Source organism: Salegentibacter salegens, from assembly GCF_900142975.1.
GTDB classification, from domain to species: domain Bacteria; phylum Bacteroidota; class Bacteroidia; order Flavobacteriales; family Flavobacteriaceae; genus Salegentibacter; species Salegentibacter salegens.
Genome location: NZ_LT670848.1, coordinates 2,732,142 through 2,747,096 on the forward strand (window position 1 = coordinate 2,732,142; position 14,955 = coordinate 2,747,096).

A 14,955-nucleotide genomic window follows, 5' to 3' on the forward strand; every position below is an offset into this window, starting at 1 on the left:
TTAAAGTATGAAAAACGACAACTTAAATAAATACCTGGGTTTTGTAAATATTGCTTTCCAGATGGGAATCATTATTGCCGGCGGTGTTTTATTAGGGATTTGGTTAGATGGGAAATTCCCCAATAAATATTCGGCATTTACAATTTCCTTATCACTTTTAGGGGTTTTTATAGCCCTGTATCAGGTTTATAGAAGTGTAATTAAAATGAGCGAAGAAGACGAAAAAAATGAAAAATGATCTACTGGCTTTCCTAAAGCGATTGCTTCCTTTTACTTTATTGCTATGGCTTGTTCAATTTTTACTGCAGCGCTACGTGTTGGAGGTAGAATTTTATTATAGCAGTTTCAGTATTTACCTTTTCCATTTCCTGGCTACATTTCTTATTTATTTGAGCCTGGTTTTTGTTTATAAGAATTTTACCGATAAAACCGGATTTGCGTTTATGGGATTAAGTTTATTTAAAATGGTAGCGGCGGTAATTTTTTTGCTTCCTTTAGTTTTAAGTGAGGTTAATGCTGTCTTTGTAAATATTCTAGCCTTTTTTATTCCTTACTTTTTGTATTTAGTCTTTGAGACCTTGTACGCAGTGAAACTAATAAACAAAGCTTAAATTGCTGTTTATCAGTTATAATAATAAAAATAACGCTTTTGCTAAAATTTTAGTTGGGGTGCTTTCAAATAAAAATTAAAAGTATACCTTTGCACCCGAATTTAGAGCCCATAATTTTAAGCAGAACAGGTACTATGATAGCACATAAATCTTTAAAGATTATAGTGACGTTTACACTAGCCTTAGCCTTACTTCCTTTTAACGCTTTTGCCAAGGACGGTCCTCAGGCAGAAGAATCTAAAGAATTTAATCCTACCGATATGATTATGCACCATATTGGTGATTCTCACGGGTGGCATTTTTTTGGTGAAGGAGATAGTTCATTTACATTACCATTGCCGGTAATTCTTTTTACTGATAATGGAATGGTTACATTTATGTCTAGTGAATTTCATCACGATACCGAAGGGCAATACGTTGTAGAAAAAGACGGGATGCGTTTTGTGAATTATCACGAAGATATTTACAAATTAGATGCAGGTGCCGAGAGCGTAGCGTTTGATGAAGAGCATAATGCTATAAACGCCAGTAAACCCTGGGATTTCTCCATAACCAAGAACGTTGCAGCAATGTTGTTAACGGTTATTTTAATGCTAGTTTTCTTTTTTGGTTTGGCAGGGCATCATAAAAAGAGTAAAAATGCGCCGGCAGGCTTCAATAATATTTTAGAGACTTTAGTGCTTTTTGTACGCGATGAGATCGCAAGACCTCAAATTGGCGAAAAGAAGTATATGAAGTTTATGCCGTTTTTATTAACAGTATTTTTCTTTATCTGGATTACCAACCTTTTAGGTTTGTTGCCGGGTGCAGCCAACGTAACAGGAAATATTGCGGTAACCGTTTCTTTAGGGCTTTTTACCCTTGCATTAATATTGATTAACGGAAATAAAGATTTTTGGCAGCATACTTTATGGATGCCGGGAATACCTACTTTTGTAAAGCCTATTTTGGCAGTGGTAGAGGTGCTTGGTTTAATTATTAAGCCGGTAGCACTTATGATTCGTTTATTTGCGAACATTACCGCGGGTCACATTATTATACTAAGTTTAATTGGATTGATTTTTATACTGGAAAGTGCTGGAGTTGCCGGGATTTCGGTGCCATTTGCGCTTTTCATCACAATACTGGAATTGTTAGTAGCATTCCTTCAAGCGTTTATTTTTACAATGCTGTCTGCCCTGTTTATCGGGATGGCGGTTGCGGAACATGAACATCATTAATTTTAATTTTTAATTTTTATACTATGGAATTATTACACGTAGGTCTTGCAGCTTTAGGAGCTGGATTAGCAGTTGTTGGAGCCGCTATTGGCGTTGGTAAAATTGGCGCTGCCGCAATGGACGCTATTGCCCGCCAGCCGGAAGCTTCTGGAAAAATCCAGACTGCAATGATTATTGCTGCTGCACTTGTAGAGGGTGTTGCTCTTTTTGGAGTTGTAGCTGCGCTTTTAGGTGTATTGACCACCTAAGAAAATTTCAAAAACCCATTCGTAACGGTTGGTTGCGAATGGGCTTTTTTAAAAATGATGTTAACAGGTATTATATAAATAAAGAATTATGGATTTAATTACTCCTGAAGTTGGTCTTATTTTTTGGCAAACCATCGTATTTTTAGTACTGATGCTGATTCTTGCCAAATTCGCCTGGAAGCCAATTCTTGGTGCGGTAAGAACCCGTGAAGAATCTATTAATGAAGCTCTTGCTTCTGCTGAGGATGCACGTAAAGAAATGCAAAATCTTAAGGCAGATAACGAAAAGTTATTGCAGGAAGCTCGTGCCGAAAGAGATGAAATTATTAAAGAAGCTCGCCAGATAAAGGAGAAAATGATTGCTGAAGCCGAAGGAGATGCACAGAAAAAGGCAGATCAAATTGTAGCTAAGGCGAAAGAAAGCATCGAGATGGAGAAACGTGCAGCAATGGCCGATATTAAAAACCAGGTTGCAACACTTTCTATAGAAATTGCTGAAAAAGTAATCGGGAAAGAATTATCTACCGAGGAGAAACAACATCAAATGATAGACAAGATGTTGAATGACGCTACCTTAAATTAAGATATAATGAAAGGAACCAGGGCAGCAAAACGATATGCGAAAGCGATCTTAGATTTGGCGAAAGAGAAGAATTCTGCAGATACTGTTTTTACAGATATGCAACAAATTTCTCAAACTATCGCAAAAAGTGAAGATCTTGCCAATATGCTTAAAAGTCCGGTTATAAATTCATCGGTTAAAAAAGCGAGTTTAAAGGAAATTTTTAAAAGCGCCGGCGAAATTACTCATGGTAGTTTTGATGTGCTTATTGAAAATGGGAGAATTAATATTCTTGATTTAGTAGCGAGAAATTATATAGTTCGTTACAATACATTAAACAAGTCTCAGGAAGCGATAGTAACTTCGGCTGTACCTTTAACACCAGAGCTGGAAGAGAAAATTCTGGCTAAGGTGAAAGAATTAACTGGAACCGGGGCAAAGATTAAAAATGTTATCAATAAAGATATTATAGGAGGTTTTGTTTTAAGAGTTGGTGATTTGCAATATGATGCCAGCGTCTCCCGAAACCTTAATAGGTTGAAAAGAGAATTGAAAACAAACGCATATACATCATCAATATAAAATGCCCATAATGGGCTTTTAAAAAAGTTAATAAAAACAGTCACGTAATTACCGTGGCATTTTATCTTAAATAATTATGGCAGAAGTAAATCCTGCTGAAGTATCAGCAATATTAAAGAAACAATTATCAGGTTTTGAAAGCGGAGCCTCTTTAGATGAGGTAGGAACTGTACTTACAGTTGGTGATGGTATCGCCAATGTGTATGGTTTGGCAAACGCACAATACGGAGAATTGGTTCAGTTTGACAGCGGCCTTGAAGGTATGGTGTTAAACCTTGAGGAAGATAATGTAGGTATCGTTTTGTTAGGACCTTCAAAAGGTGTTAGAGAGGGATCTGTAGTAAAAAGAACTGAAAGAATTGCTTCCATCAATGTTGGTGAAGGTATTGTAGGTCGTGTTGTTGACACTCTTGGGAGTCCAATAGACGGTAAAGGAGCCATTGAAGGTGAAACTTTTGAAATGCCATTAGAGCGTAAAGCTCCGGGTGTAATTTTCCGCCAGCCAGTAACCGAACCTTTGCAAACCGGTATCAAATCTATTGATGCAATGGTGCCAGTTGGTAGAGGACAGCGTGAGCTTGTGATTGGTGACCGTCAAACCGGTAAGACAACTGTTTGTATTGATACCATTCTTAACCAGAAAGAATTTTATGATGCAGGGGAACCTGTTCATTGTATATATGTAGCAATTGGGCAAAAAGCCTCAACTGTTGCAGGTATTGCCAAAGTACTTGAAGATAAGGGCGCAATGGATTATACTACCATTGTAGCAGCGAATGCTTCAGATCCTGCTCCTATGCAGGTTTATGCTCCATTTGCAGGTGCAGCTATTGGTGAATATTTTAGAGATACCGGTCGCCCGGCTTTGATTATTTATGATGATCTCTCTAAACAAGCCGTAGCCTACCGTGAGGTATCTTTACTTTTACGTCGCCCACCGGGACGTGAAGCTTATCCTGGGGATGTTTTCTTTTTACACTCCAGACTTTTAGAGCGTGCTTCTAAAGTTATTGACGATGATGATATTGCAAAAGGAATGAACGATCTTCCTGATGTATTAAAAGATAAAATTAAAGGAGGCGGTTCTTTAACTGCACTTCCAATTATTGAAACACAGGCAGGAGACGTTTCAGCATATATCCCAACCAACGTAATTTCCATTACCGATGGGCAGATTTTCCTTACTTCAGATTTATTTAACTCTGGGGTTCGTCCTGCAATTGATGTTGGTATTTCTGTATCTCGTGTAGGTGGTTCGGCGCAAATTAAGTCGATGAAGAAAGTTGCCGGTACTTTAAAATTAGACCAGGCGCAATACAGGGAATTGGAAGCTTTTGCTAAGTTCGGTTCAGATCTTGATCCTACCACTTTAAGAGTTATTCAAAAAGGTAAGCGTAACGTAGAAATCCTTAAGCAGGCTGAAAACGATCCTTACCCGGTAGAAGACCAGATCGCGATTATCTATGCAGGTTCTAAAAACCTACTAAAAGATGTTCCGGTAGAGAAAGTAAAAGAATTTGAAACAGATTATTTACAGTTTTTAGATACTAAACATAGAGATGTTTTAGATACGTTAAAAGCCGGTAAATTAACCGATGAGGTTACAGATACGCTAAGTTCTGTAGCAAAAGAGCTTTCAGCTAAGTATAAGAAATAGTATTGAGTATTGAGCTTAGAGTAGTTAGAAACCTAAGTTCATATTTAAACTTTAAATAAATTATAGGTATCGAGTATTTTGTCTAAAATCTAAATACTCGATACTCAATACTAAATAAAATGGCAAACTTAAAAGAATTACGTAGCAGGATTACTTCGGTATCATCAACGATGCAGATCACCAGTGCCATGAAAATGGTATCGGCGGCAAAGTTGAGCAGGGCTCAGGATGCGATCACGCAAATGAGACCTTATTCTGAAAAATTAACTCAGCTGTTACAGGATTTAAGTGCAACCCTGGATGATGATACCAGCAGTAAATACGCCGAAGACCGTGAAGTTAAAAACGTATTGGTAGTTGCTATTTCATCTAACAAGGGGCTTGCAGGTGCTTTTAATACTAATATTGTAAAAGGCGTTAGGTATAAAGCCAAAAACGATTACGAGTCTAAAAATCTATCACTTTATACACTTGGTAAAAAAGCCAACGATGTTCTTAAAAAGGACTTCGAAGTATATAAGAATAACAATGAAATTTACGACGAGCTAACGTTTGAAAACGTATCTGAGATTGCCGAAGAATTAATGCAGCTCTTCTTAGACGAAAAATATGACAAAATAGTATTGGTGTATAACCAATTTAAAAACGCGGCTACCCAAGTTGTACAGCATGAGCAATTTTTGCCAATAGAACAATTTGATACGGAAGAAGAAAAGCAACTCGATTACCTCTTTGAACCTTCAAAGATCGAAATTGTAAAAGAGCTTATTCCTAAATCTTTAAAAATGCAATTGTTTAAAGCATTAAGAGATTCTTTCGCTTCAGAACACGGCGCTCGTATGACGGCAATGCACAAAGCAACCGATAATGCAAAAGAACTTAGAGACGATCTTAAATTGTCTTACAACAAAGCAAGACAGGCTTCTATTACCAATGAGATCCTGGAGATTGTTGGTGGTGCCGAAGCATTAAATGGATAAAACCTATAAATAATATTCTGGAAGTAATTCCGTTCTAAAAACCCGTAAGTTAACTACGGGTTTTTTATTTGGTATGCGTTTTGTTTTTGTACTTTTAAACAACAAAATTTCTATTATGAAGAAACTACTATTTTTATTCAGCAGTGTATTCGCTTTGAGCTTAATTACAGGCTGCGGCAGCAATAAGGAATTACAGGAACGTGCTCCCGCACAGTTTCAGGATATTTATTATACACAGGGTGAAAATGGGTTAAATCTCCACGTTCCTGTGGCGGTTATCCAGGATAATCGGGTAAGTATGGAAAGTGTTTATTTTAGAGGAATGAAATCTCCATTGGTTCAGGATAGTGAGCAAGCAAATCTTTTTATCGCTAATTTTAGCACAAATGGAATGGATATAATGAGTTCAGATCCTGCGGAAGAAAACAAAAACAGGGTTCCTCAGAAAGCTGAAAAAGCCCCGTTTGAGATTGAAGACGATGAAGCTATCCTGGTGTATACTCAAAACGATAAAACAAAATATTACAAATTAACAGGAATAGAAGCGCAGAACTAAGCTTGAAATCTAATTAATCCTCCGGTTGGGTACCTTTAAAAAACTCTTTCAGCAAACCTTCGTTTACGGCCTCGCCACGGTGTTGCCGCGTATGCTGAATGTGATTATGGTACCGCTTTATACTCACGTTTTACCCAAAGAGGAATATGGCGAAGTTTCTATAATCTTCGCCTATTTTGTGTTTTTTAATGTCATCCTTGCTTATGGGATGGAAACCGCTTTTTTTAGGTTTTACAATAAAATGAAAAACAGCAAAGAAGTTCTAAGTACTTCCGGCTGGTCTATTGTAGCTACTTCTTTAGTGTTTTTTATTATTGCGTTTTTCATTCAGGGTTTTATTGCTGAAATCACGAATATTCCGCTAAAATATATTCAACTGGCAATCTGGATTCTATTCCTGGATGCCTTGGTGATTATTCCATTTACCTGGCTTCGAGCCGCCGAAAAGCCAATGCGTTTCGCAATAATTAAACTCATTAATGTTTGTATTAATCTTGGTTTAAATGTTTTCTTCTTACTGTTTTTAGAAGATTTGGCCGTTGGGAATTCGGTTTTTCAAAGTATTTACGTTCCAGATTTTGAGATCAGTTATATCTTTATTTCCAATCTGGTGGCTAGTGGTGCTACACTTTTAATGATGCTGCCTTTCTATTTCAAAATAGATTTTAGCTTTAATAGTAAGCTATGGAAATCTATGATGTCTTATGCGTTTCCGGTCTTAATCGCCGGACTTGCTTTCTCGATAAACGAAGTTTTTGATCGAATAATGTTAGATTATTTACTTCCGCAGGATATAGCCCGGGCCGAAATTGGTGCTTATGCCGCGTGTTATAAGTTAGCTTTGTTTATGACGCTTTTTGCCACGGCTTTTAGATTGGGAATAGAACCTTTTTTCTTTAGCCATGCTGAAAATAAAAATGCACCGGAAACCTATGCGATAATCACCAAATATTTTGTGGTTTTTGGAAGTTTCATTCTTGTGGCCGTGATCGTTTTTATAGATATTTTAAAGCAACTTTTAATTCAGGATAGCTCTTACTGGGAGGCAATGCATATTGTGCCACTTATCTTACTGGCAAACCTGTTCCTTGGTATCTATCACAATCTCTCTGTGTGGTATAAGATTACAGACCGAACCCGTTTTGGTGGCTATATCTCTGTAGTAGGTGCATTATTTACCCTTGCGCTCAACATTATTTTAATTCCATATATAAGCTACACCGGTTCTGCGATTGCAACTTTGGTAGCTTACGGAGTAATGATGCTGCTTTCTTATTTCTACGGAAGAAAATATTATCCCATTCCATATAACCTTAAAAAAATAGGCGGCTATTTAGTACTTTCCGTCTTATTTTCGGTATTTTCCTTTTATGTTTTCCGCGGAAATTATTTCGTGGGAATTAGCTTATTATTAATCTTTCTTGCAACAGTTTATGTTGCTGAAAGAAAACAACTTATCAAAATTATACAATCTTAACTATGCAAGTAAAGATCATCAATAAATCGGCACATAAACTGCCGCATTACGAAACTGAAGCTTCAGCAGGAATGGACCTTAGAGCCAATATTTCTGAAGCTGTTACGTTAAAACCATTAGAAAGAGCTATCGTTAAAACCGGGCTTTTTATAGAACTTCCGGTAGGCTATGAAGCACAGGTAAGACCACGAAGCGGCCTTGCCGCCAAAAAGGGAATCACCGTGTTAAATGCACCCGGAACTATAGATGCCGATTATCGTGGAGAAATAGGAGTGATTTTAGTGAATTTATCTAACGAAGAATTCACCATAGAAAATGGGGAGCGTGTTGCCCAAATGGTGATTGCTAAACACGAACATATTTCCTGGGCAGAAGTTGATACGCTGGAAGAAACCACTCGCGGTGCAGGCGGCTTTGGAAGTACAGGGAATAAATAATGCCTGCGGGTCATCCTGAGCTCGTTGAAGGAGGCCTCAATAATTTTTAACCTTTGGGTTATTTGTGCGGAAAATTAATATGAATATGGATTTTCAAGGATTGAAGATCAAAAAAACTAAATAAATGAAGATTATAGTTCCTATGGCGGGTCGTGGTTCACGACTACGTCCTCATACGTTAACAGTACCAAAACCTTTAATTCCTGTAGCGGGAAAGCCAATCGTGCATCGTTTGGTAGAAGATATTGCAAAAGTTCTTAATCAACCTATAGACGAGATCGCTTTTATTTTGGGAGATCCGGCCTTTTTTGGAGATGAAATAGTAGAAAGTTTAGAAGCGCTGGCAAAAAGCCTAAATGCAAAAGCTTCAATTTACCGCCAGGATCAACCTTTGGGAACCGGTCACGCTATTATGAGCGCGAAGGTATCACTTTCTGGCCCTGCAGTGGTAGCTTACGCTGATACTCTAATAAAAGCAGATTTTAAACTTGATAAAGATGCCGATGCCGTAATCTGGACTAAAAAAGTAGCAAATCCCGAAGCTTTTGGGGTGGTAAATCTTAACGAAAAGAACGAGATTATTGAATTGGTTGAGAAGCCAAAAGAATTTGTAAGTGACCAGGCCGTAATTGGTATTTACTATTTTAAAGATATTGCGGTTTTAAAAGAGAAATTGGAAGAAGTTCTTGATGAGAATCTTATGCACGGCGGCGAATACCAGATTAACGATGGTATTAAGAAAATGATGGCTGAAGACAGGGTCTTTAAAACCGGAACCGTAGATGAATGGATGGATTGCGGGAACAAAAATGTAACCGTAGAAACCAACGGCAGAATGCTGAATTTTCTTCACAAGGATGGTGAAAAATTGATCTCAGACTCTGTAAAAATTACTAATTCTGAAATTACCGAGCCTTGTTATATTGGCGAAAATGTAGAGCTGGTAAATGCGAAAATTGGTCCTAATGTTTCAGTGGGCGACGGAACTAAGATTACTAATTCTGAAATTAAAAACAGCTTAATTCAAACTTTTGCTGAAGTTAAAAATGCAAAATTGGATAACGCGATGATAGGGAATTTCGCGAAATTTGACGGTAACTTTACCCAAATTAGTATTGGCGATTATTCAACTTTAGAATAAGCTTATTTAAGAGGTTGTTTGAAAAATAGGGTTTCGTCAAGCTGAACTGGTTTCAGCTTCTAACATGTTTTGACGAACAATAAATTAGATCCAGAAATAAATTCAGGATGACGATCTTAAAAATTTTTCAAACAACCTCTTTATTTCAATTTTGTCCTGAAAATTTATTTATGAAAAAGTACTTCTTCATTATTACTATGCTTTCAGGAGCGTTGTTTTCCTTTCAGGTAAGTTTTGCCCAGGAAAAAGAAGTGGTGCTTGAAGATGTAAATCAGGATGATCTTGGGAATGTAACCGATGAATTTCAGGAGCAATTTTTTGAAGCCTTAAAACAAAAAGGCATTGAGAATTACGAAAAAGCCATACTTGCTTTAGAAAAATGCCAGAAGCTGGAACCTGATAATCCGGTGGTGTATTTTGAAATGGCCAGAAATTATAATGAATTAGAGAATTATGATAAGGCGATTGCAAACCTTGAAAAAGCCCATCAATTAGCACCAGAAAGAGAAGATGTTTTAAATGAACTTTATAAAAGCTACACCCGGGCACAGCAATATGATGCAGCTATAGAAACCCTTGGAAAACTTCAAAAGTTTGACGATGATTATAAAGAAAAGCTTGCTAATATTTATCTGCTCAATCAACAGTACGAAGAAGCGCTTCAAACAATAGATGAACTGGACCGGCAGGAAGGCCCCAGTACTTACCGAAATAAATTACGAAGACAAATTTTTGCCCGCACCGGCGACACAGCAGCACAAATAGAGAACCTTGAAGAAAGTATTAGCAATAATCCCGAAATAGAACAAAATTACCTGAACCTCATTTATATCTACAGCGACCTGGGAGAAAATGAAGAAGCTTACAATACTGCTCAGGAATTATTAGCTGCAAATCCTGGTTCAAGCCTGGTTCATTTGGCGCTTTATAAATTTTACCTGGAAAGAGAAGAACCAGAAGACGCTGTAAATTCAATGAAAATTGTTTTTGAAAGTGAAGAAATAGATCCCGAATCTAAATTTAAAGTGCTCAATGATTTTCTGATTTTTGTAGATAACAATCCCGAATATGAAGAAGATTTAATGCAGGTGAGTAAAATGCTTAGTGAACGGGAAAATGCTCCAAAACTTTACGGGCAATTAGGTCAGTATTATTTGAATCGCGGACAAATAGAAGAAGCGCTTACTTTTTTTGAAGCCGGTTTGGCAGAAAGTACAGAAGATTTTCAGTTAGTTAAGAATACTATTTTACTGCAAATAGAGTTAGAAAAGTATAAAGAGGCCCGGGATTTGAGTAAGGAGATGTTAGAAGTGTTTCCCGCGCAGCCTGTTTTATCTTTATTACAGGGTATTGCATTAAACCAACTGGAAGAATATCGTGAAGCTATAGAAATACTTACATTTGGCCTGGATTATTTAATAGATAATCCCAAAATGGAAGTAGATTTCTATACCCAGTTAAGCAGAGCGCATGGAGAACTGGGAGAAGAAGAGAAATCGGCGGAATATTCACGAAAAGCCGAAATATTAATTAAAGAAATTGAATAGATGTATAGAAAGATTTTAGGATTAGTATTGTTGAGCCTTTTTGTTGTTTCCTGCGGAAGCCGGAAAGGAGTAAAAGGAATCGCTACTAAAAATGCTGAAGCTGCAAATATTATAGAAAGTCATTATAATGCTGAAGCCGATTTTAAAACCCTTACCGGGAAATTAAGAACGGTGTATCAAAATGAAGATCGCACCCAATCGGTGAATTTAAGCTTTAGAATGGAAAAAGATAAGGCTATTTGGATGAGCGCTTCGGTTTTAGGGTTTCCGGTAGCGAAAGCGTATATCACCCCTTCACGAGTTAGTTATTACGAAAAAGTAAGCCAAACATATTTTGATGGAGATTTTAGACTGTTAAGTGATTTGTTAGGTACACCTTTAGATTTTCAAAAACTTCAAAATTTACTCATAGGCCAGGCTATTTATGATCTTAGGGAGGAAGAATTTGAGTTTTCTCAAACGGCAAAAGGCTTCCAGTTTATGCCTTCAAATGAAGGATTAATAAAGAAAATGTTTCTGTTGAATCCTAAAAACTTTAAAACCTCTGCGCAACAACTGGCACAAACGGAAGAAAATAAAAGTGTGACCGTAACTTATTCAGATTACCAGGAAGTAGCTGGAAAGATTTTTCCGGAAGAAATAAGCATTATTGCCAATGAGGCGGGGAGTAGCACTAGAATAGAACTCACCTACCGTTCACTGGAATTTGACCAGGGAGAATTGAGCTTTCCGTTTGATATTCCGACAGGTTATGAAGAAATTAGTTTATAATGAAATTTAAGAAATTTTCTGAAATCTTATTTTGCCTAATATTTCTCCTGCTTTCCGCGGGAAATTTGTCAGCTCAAACAACCCGGGAGGCACTTGAAAAAAAACGGATAGAGCTTAGAAATGAAATTACACGCATAAACGAGTTAAGAAGCAGTAATAAGCAAAAAGAACGCTCGGTTTTAAGTCAGGTAGAAGACCTGGACCAACAAATAAGAAGTACAGAAAATTTAATAAAAGTAACCAACCAGCAGGCAAATCTTCTCACTAATCAAATTAGTGCAAATACGAATAAAATTTCCCGGCTAAGGAAAGAACTTGAGCAGCTTAAGGAAGATTATGCGAGGATGATTGAGAAATCTTATAAAAGCAAATCTACCCAAAGTAGAATAATGTTTTTGCTGTCTTCAGAAAACTTTTTGCAAGCCTATAAGCGAATGCAGTATATGAAACAATATACCAATTATCGCAAGCAGCAGGGAGACGAAATACAAGCTCGTACAGAAGAATTACAGCAGCTTAATGCCGATTTAGCCGACCAAAAGGAAACTAAGGACGCTCTTATTGCCGAAAACCGCCAAACCCGTTCTCAATTGGAAAAGAATAAAAAGGCACAGCAGGATTTAATGCAGAATATACGAAGCAAAGAAGGGGAATTCGCTGCACAGATTAGGCAAAAACAACAAGAAATTAATAAAATTGACGCGCAAATTGAGAAAATGATTCGTGAGTCTATTGCAAAATCTAATGAAGAAAGCGGTTCTGCCGAAAGGGATGTTTATGAATTAACTCCAGCTGCAAAAGCTCTCGCAGCCGATTTTGTGAAGAACAAGGGCCGTTTACCCTGGCCGGTTAGATCTGGGGTTGTTACTTCCCGCTTTGGTCGCCAGCCACACCCGGTGGTGAAAACCATAAGTATTAATAATAACGGAGTAAATATTGATACCGACCCCGGCGGGAAAGCCCGCGCTGTTTTTAACGGTACCGTAAGTGAAGTTCAGGTGTTAAAAGGCGCAAATAAAGCGGTAATGGTAAGACACGGAGATTATATTACTATTTACGATAACCTTGAAAAAGTATTTGTAAAAAGGGGGGATGTGGTAAATACCGGGCAGGAACTTGGCGCTGTGGCTACCAGCCGGACTTCAGGGAAAACTACCTTACACTTCCTGATTTACAAAAACATGCAAAAGATGGATCCGGCAGATTGGATCCTGGAAATGTAGTTTCCCCACGCAACCTTTTGGTAATTCCTGCATCTTAGAAAGAGAATCTCATTCTTCATGATTATGAAAAAAGTATTACTCCTTTTAATATTTATTGTTATTACCGGTTGTGTCAAGCACAACGTGGGAGTGGTTGGCAGTAAGAGAATGCTGATATCGGGAAATATTCTAAATGCTGAAAACACACCGATAGAAAATATAAGTGTAATCGCATCGGGCTCAGAATACGATAGGCTATGGGCAAGGCCGGCCCAAATGCTTGGAGAAAGTTCTACAAATGCTTCCGGGGAATTTTCTTTTGTAAGCTTAGATACCGATAATAGCTTTTATGGGGTAAGTGTAAACCATTCAAATCACCAGGACTACAGGGAAGAATTTAGCACTATTCACTTTCTAGATTCTATTGGCTCGAGAGGAAATTCTTTTGAATTGACAAATATACAATTGCCTAAAATTCAGGAATTCCAGGTAAAGGTGAATAATACTTCGGCCAGAAACGATACTTTGTTTTTTGAATTTTCTTATTCTTCTACTGAAATATATAGAAAACTTCACGAAGATTCATTTGATAATACCATCCGGTTTCAGAATGGAAGTGAATATTGGAATAGAATATTGCCGGGAGAAGATGAAATGACAATTTCAGCTAAAACTATCGAAAACAGCTATCTTCAGTTTTATTATAAATTTAGTGCTGAAGCGGTTTACGATACAATAAATGTTGAAATAACTCCTGAAAATCCCGTGTATGAGTTCAGCTATTAAGCTTTTCCTAATCGTACTCTTTTTTCCGCTGTTAATTACTGCGCAAGATACTCTTCCTGAACCTCACAGAAATCAATATGTAGCTACAGATCCTGAAACCGTATTTTTTGTCGGAGAATTTTTTAGAGGTTATAGTGTAAATAATTCAAGTTTGGAGAACTATTCCCAATTAGGTTTTGGTTTGGATTTTAACTGGTTTGTGCTGCCTTTTTTAACTATTGGCGGGCAGTATAATTTAACCGCAGGGAATTTAAAGGAAGACCAAATTAGCAACACCGGTTCAGTTAATAAAATCACTACCCATTATTTAGGACTTCATTTGGGGTATTATCACGCCTTTAACCGCGAATGGAGTTTACACAGTCTCGCCGGTTTTGGGGAGGTGCATAATGTAAATCGCGCCCCAGATTCTCGTTTTACCGAAGATGGAAACAGTTTAATGCTGCGAAGCGAATTAGGATATCGATTTGATAAAACCGCCGCGATTTTTATTAAAGCTACATTGCGCTGGGACAAGATGGAGATAGAAACTCCACAGGTTCTGGACGATTATTTTAACAAACACAGCTTATTACTGGTTGGTTTTGGAGTAAGGCTTCATTTACAGAACCCAGACGGTTAGTCTTTAAACAAAGCTTTAAGTTCTGTGGCTTCATTTGGTTTCATTTTACCGGCTAGTACAAGGCTAAGCTGCTTTCTTCTTAAGGCAGCGTCATAACGTTGTTTTTCGAGTTCTGTTTCGGGTTCTAAAGGTGGGACACCAACTGGAGCTCCGGTTTCATCTACGGCTACAAAAGTATAAATAGCTTCGTTTGCTTTAGATCTGTTCCCACTTTCACGATCTTCAACCCAAACGTCGATAAAGATTTCCATAGACGATTTAAAAGCACGGGAAACCGCAGCTTCTACAGTAACTACACTTCCTAGCGGAATTGCTTTATTAAAAGCCACGTGATTTACCGAGGCAGTAACTACAATTCTACGGCTGTGTCTTCTGGCGGCTATGCTGGCAGCGCGGTCCATTCGCGCAAGCAATTCTCCCCCAAATAAATTATTGAGTGGGTTGGTTTCACTGGGTAAAACCAGATCGGTTAAAGTAGTTCTGGATTCCTTTGGGTGTTTTGCCTGCATTTTGCCAATTTTGGGCAAAAATAAGGTGCTTTGAGCAATTTACAGCT

General features: G+C 37.6%; 18 protein-coding genes. 17 read left to right on the forward strand and 1 reads right to left on the reverse strand.

Annotation, left to right across the window (positions count from 1 at the left end; genetic code table 11):
- The first annotated feature begins 7 nt into the window (after positions 1–7).
- From B5488_RS12180 to B5488_RS12260, 17 genes are all read left to right on the forward strand, one after another.
- Positions 8–238 carry an AtpZ/AtpI family protein gene (locus tag B5488_RS12180; RefSeq protein ID WP_057482400.1) on the forward strand — a complete coding sequence of 77 codons (231 nt, stop codon included), beginning with the start codon at positions 8–10 and terminating at the stop codon, positions 236–238.
- Positions 228–611, forward strand: a complete 384-nt coding sequence (locus B5488_RS12185) for a hypothetical protein (RefSeq protein ID WP_079735509.1) — start codon at positions 228–230, stop codon at positions 609–611. Before B5488_RS12180 ends, B5488_RS12185 begins: the two co-directional genes overlap by 11 nt.
- A gap of 134 nt (positions 612–745) precedes the next feature.
- Positions 746–1,831, forward strand: a complete 1,086-nt coding sequence (gene atpB, locus B5488_RS12190) for a F0F1 ATP synthase subunit A (RefSeq protein ID WP_079736611.1) — start codon at positions 746–748, stop codon at positions 1,829–1,831.
- A 23-nt stretch (positions 1,832–1,854) separates the two neighbouring features.
- Positions 1,855–2,079 (forward strand): ATP synthase F0 subunit C, encoded by a 225-nt coding sequence (atpE, locus tag B5488_RS12195; protein ID WP_079711397.1) that lies wholly within the window; start codon positions 1,855–1,857, stop codon positions 2,077–2,079.
- A gap of 88 nt (positions 2,080–2,167) precedes the next feature.
- Positions 2,168–2,662: a F0F1 ATP synthase subunit B gene (locus tag B5488_RS12200; protein ID WP_079735510.1), complete on the forward strand. Its 495-nt coding sequence runs from the start codon at positions 2,168–2,170 to the stop codon at positions 2,660–2,662.
- Positions 2,663–2,668: 6 nt separating this feature from the next.
- Positions 2,669–3,223: an ATP synthase F1 subunit delta gene (atpH, locus tag B5488_RS12205; RefSeq protein ID WP_079735511.1), complete on the forward strand. Its 555-nt coding sequence runs from the start codon at positions 2,669–2,671 to the stop codon at positions 3,221–3,223.
- 76 nt (positions 3,224–3,299) lie between these two features.
- Complete coding sequence (gene atpA / locus B5488_RS12210) at positions 3,300–4,880, forward strand: F0F1 ATP synthase subunit alpha (protein ID WP_079735512.1); 1,581 nt, start codon at positions 3,300–3,302, stop codon at positions 4,878–4,880.
- Between the two features lie 119 nt (positions 4,881–4,999).
- Positions 5,000–5,860: an ATP synthase F1 subunit gamma gene (gene atpG / locus B5488_RS12215; RefSeq protein ID WP_079735513.1), complete on the forward strand. Its 861-nt coding sequence runs from the start codon at positions 5,000–5,002 to the stop codon at positions 5,858–5,860.
- A gap of 115 nt (positions 5,861–5,975) precedes the next feature.
- Complete coding sequence (locus B5488_RS12220; RefSeq protein ID WP_079736612.1) at positions 5,976–6,416, forward strand: hypothetical protein; 441 nt, start codon at positions 5,976–5,978, stop codon at positions 6,414–6,416.
- A 25-nt stretch (positions 6,417–6,441) separates the two neighbouring features.
- Positions 6,442–7,893 (forward strand): oligosaccharide flippase family protein, encoded by a 1,452-nt coding sequence (locus B5488_RS12225; protein WP_079735514.1) that lies wholly within the window; start codon positions 6,442–6,444, stop codon positions 7,891–7,893.
- A 2-nt stretch (positions 7,894–7,895) separates the two neighbouring features.
- Positions 7,896–8,330, forward strand: a complete 435-nt coding sequence (dut, locus tag B5488_RS12230; RefSeq protein WP_079735515.1) for a dUTP diphosphatase — start codon at positions 7,896–7,898, stop codon at positions 8,328–8,330.
- A 124-nt stretch (positions 8,331–8,454) separates the two neighbouring features.
- On the forward strand, positions 8,455–9,471 hold the full coding sequence (locus B5488_RS12235) for a sugar phosphate nucleotidyltransferase (RefSeq protein ID WP_079735516.1): 1,017 nt from the start codon (positions 8,455–8,457) through the stop codon (positions 9,469–9,471).
- Between the two features lie 170 nt (positions 9,472–9,641).
- On the forward strand, positions 9,642–11,018 hold the full coding sequence (locus B5488_RS12240) for a tetratricopeptide repeat protein (protein ID WP_079736613.1): 1,377 nt from the start codon (positions 9,642–9,644) through the stop codon (positions 11,016–11,018).
- Positions 11,019–11,789 carry a DUF4292 domain-containing protein gene (locus B5488_RS12245; protein ID WP_079735517.1) on the forward strand — a complete coding sequence of 257 codons (771 nt, stop codon included), beginning with the start codon at positions 11,019–11,021 and terminating at the stop codon, positions 11,787–11,789.
- Positions 11,789–13,012 carry a murein hydrolase activator EnvC family protein gene (locus tag B5488_RS12250; RefSeq protein WP_079735518.1) on the forward strand — a complete coding sequence of 408 codons (1,224 nt, stop codon included), beginning with the start codon at positions 11,789–11,791 and terminating at the stop codon, positions 13,010–13,012. Before B5488_RS12245 ends, B5488_RS12250 begins: the two co-directional genes overlap by 1 nt.
- Before the next feature lie 63 nt (positions 13,013–13,075).
- Entirely contained in the window at positions 13,076–13,777 is a 702-nt protein-coding gene (locus B5488_RS12255; RefSeq protein WP_146128743.1) for a hypothetical protein, read from the forward strand.
- Positions 13,761–14,399 carry an autotransporter domain-containing protein gene (locus B5488_RS12260; protein ID WP_079735520.1) on the forward strand — a complete coding sequence of 213 codons (639 nt, stop codon included), beginning with the start codon at positions 13,761–13,763 and terminating at the stop codon, positions 14,397–14,399. Before B5488_RS12255 ends, B5488_RS12260 begins: the two co-directional genes overlap by 17 nt.
- Here B5488_RS12260 and B5488_RS12265 read toward each other — a convergent pair.
- Positions 14,396–14,908 (reverse strand): acyl-CoA thioesterase, encoded by a 513-nt coding sequence (locus B5488_RS12265; RefSeq protein ID WP_079736614.1) that lies wholly within the window; start codon positions 14,906–14,908, stop codon positions 14,396–14,398. The genes B5488_RS12260 and B5488_RS12265 overlap by 4 nt on opposite strands.
- Positions 14,909–14,955 lie beyond the last annotated feature (47 nt).

Coding starts and splice junctions, on each gene's coding strand:
- atpB (WP_079736611.1), top strand. CDS start 746: ATGATAGCACATAAATCTTTAAAGATTATAGTGACGTTTACACTAGCC.
- B5488_RS12265 (WP_079736614.1), bottom strand. CDS start 14,908: ATGCAGGCAAAACACCCAAAGGAATCCAGAACTACTTTAACCGATCTG.
- B5488_RS12220 (WP_079736612.1), top strand. CDS start 5,976: ATGAAGAAACTACTATTTTTATTCAGCAGTGTATTCGCTTTGAGCTTA.
- B5488_RS12200 (WP_079735510.1), top strand. CDS start 2,168: ATGGATTTAATTACTCCTGAAGTTGGTCTTATTTTTTGGCAAACCATC.
- B5488_RS12240 (WP_079736613.1), top strand. CDS start 9,642: ATGAAAAAGTACTTCTTCATTATTACTATGCTTTCAGGAGCGTTGTTT.
- B5488_RS12250 (WP_079735518.1), top strand. CDS start 11,789: ATGAAATTTAAGAAATTTTCTGAAATCTTATTTTGCCTAATATTTCTC.
- atpE (WP_079711397.1), top strand. CDS start 1,855: ATGGAATTATTACACGTAGGTCTTGCAGCTTTAGGAGCTGGATTAGCA.
- B5488_RS12235 (WP_079735516.1), top strand. CDS start 8,455: ATGAAGATTATAGTTCCTATGGCGGGTCGTGGTTCACGACTACGTCCT.
- dut (WP_079735515.1), top strand. CDS start 7,896: ATGCAAGTAAAGATCATCAATAAATCGGCACATAAACTGCCGCATTAC.
- atpA (WP_079735512.1), top strand. CDS start 3,300: ATGGCAGAAGTAAATCCTGCTGAAGTATCAGCAATATTAAAGAAACAA.
- atpH (WP_079735511.1), top strand. CDS start 2,669: ATGAAAGGAACCAGGGCAGCAAAACGATATGCGAAAGCGATCTTAGAT.
- B5488_RS12185 (WP_079735509.1), top strand. CDS start 228: ATGAAAAATGATCTACTGGCTTTCCTAAAGCGATTGCTTCCTTTTACT.
- atpG (WP_079735513.1), top strand. CDS start 5,000: ATGGCAAACTTAAAAGAATTACGTAGCAGGATTACTTCGGTATCATCA.
- B5488_RS12245 (WP_079735517.1), top strand. CDS start 11,019: ATGTATAGAAAGATTTTAGGATTAGTATTGTTGAGCCTTTTTGTTGTT.
- B5488_RS12180 (WP_057482400.1), top strand. CDS start 8: ATGAAAAACGACAACTTAAATAAATACCTGGGTTTTGTAAATATTGCT.
- B5488_RS12255 (WP_146128743.1), top strand. CDS start 13,076: ATGAAAAAAGTATTACTCCTTTTAATATTTATTGTTATTACCGGTTGT.
- B5488_RS12260 (WP_079735520.1), top strand. CDS start 13,761: ATGAGTTCAGCTATTAAGCTTTTCCTAATCGTACTCTTTTTTCCGCTG.